This is a genomic window from Candidatus Protofrankia californiensis, assembly GCF_900634765.1.
GTDB classification, from domain to species: Bacteria; Actinomycetota; Actinomycetes; order Frankiales; family Frankiaceae; genus Protofrankia; species Protofrankia californiensis.
Genome location: NZ_CAAAFT010000217.1, coordinates 16076 through 16949 on the forward strand (window position 1 = coordinate 16076; position 874 = coordinate 16949).

2 pseudogenes are annotated in these 874 nt (G+C 69.5%); both read left to right on the top strand.

Features of this window, described 5'->3' with window-relative positions:
• Window positions 1-675: pseudogene (locus DD1DGNOD_RS11980) on the top strand (MlaD family protein); the annotation flags it as partial.
• Window positions 672-874, top strand: a pseudogene (locus DD1DGNOD_RS26915) (MlaD family protein); the annotation flags it as partial. The pseudogenes DD1DGNOD_RS11980 and DD1DGNOD_RS26915, both read left to right, overlap by 4 nt.

The window sequence follows — 874 nt, forward strand, 5'->3', positions numbered from 1 at the left end:
GCGATCAAGAACCTGGTCGTCACCCTGAACCAGCTGACCACCACGCTCGCGGCCCGTGACGACAACCTGCGCGGCATCATCGGCGACCTGACGCATCTCACGTCTGTGGTGGCCGGGCAGCGCCAGCAGCTGTCGGAGTCGTTGCAGAAACTGCCCGGCACACTGGATCAGGCGAACAGCACGCTGGCCGTGGTGCCCGGCGTCGCGGACAAGGCCGTGCCACTGCTGAACGACCTGCGTCCCGCCGCCGAGAAGCTGCCGTCGGTGTCGCGCAACCTCAGACCGGTGCTGGCGGACCTGCGCCCGCTGGTCGCCGACCTCGGGCCGACGCTGTCGGCCGCGGACGACCTGCTGAACACCACACCCGGGCTGCTCGACCAGGCGCACGCCGCCGTACCCGGGGTCACCTCCGCGGTGAACTACCTGCAGCCGGCGTTCGCCTTCCTGCGTCCGTACACCCCGGAGGTGGTGTCGTTCCTCGGCCAGTGGGGATCGGCCTTCGCCAACTACGACGCCAACGGCCACTACGCGCGAGCCCATTTACAGGCCGGTCTCGGCAGCGTCGACAACAACCCGGGAGTGCTCCCGCCCGGTCTGCGCAACGACCCCTATCCGTTGCCCGGCGCCATAGGGAACCAGCCCTGGACCGACGCCTTCGGAAGCGGTGCCCGATGACGAACCCGGCAAGGAGGAACCTGGCGCCGAGCCGCGGCCACGGATCGTTGCCTCGGCTGGTCGGTGTCGCGCTGGTGGTGGTCCTGGCCACCGCCGCCACGACCACTGGGCTTGCGGCGAACAGCAACCCGCCCACCTGGGTGGTGCACGCGAAGTTCACCGACGTCAGTCCGCTGCTGGTGGGTAACGACGTCAGGCT